The sequence below is a fragment of the Caballeronia sp. GAWG1-5s-s genome, from assembly GCF_023631445.1.
GTDB lineage: Bacteria > Pseudomonadota > Gammaproteobacteria > Burkholderiales > Burkholderiaceae > Caballeronia.
Window position 1 is genome coordinate 1 of record NZ_JALQDC010000087.1, and the last position, 224, is coordinate 224.

At 61.2% G+C, this 224-nt stretch carries 2 tRNA genes; both read left to right on the top strand.

Annotation, left to right across the window (positions count from 1 at the left end):
- A tRNA-Ile gene (locus tag NCR34_RS27995) sits at positions 1-77 on the top strand.
- Between the two features lie 71 nt (positions 78-148).
- Positions 149-224 (top strand) — tRNA-Ala (locus NCR34_RS28000).

A 224-nucleotide genomic window follows, 5' to 3' on the forward strand; every position in this document is an offset into this window, starting at 1 on the left:
GGGTCTGTAGCTCAGTCGGTTAGAGCACCGTCTTGATAAGGCGGGGGTCGTTGGTTCGAATCCAACCAGACCCACCATGTCGGCGGTCGTTAGCGCGTGAGCGCTTACGAAGGCCCCACCCTCGAAGAGGGCAGGGTCAGATAGACGCGGGGGATTAGCTCAGCTGGGAGAGCACCTGCTTTGCAAGCAGGGGGTCGTCGGTTCGATCCCGTCATCCTCCACCA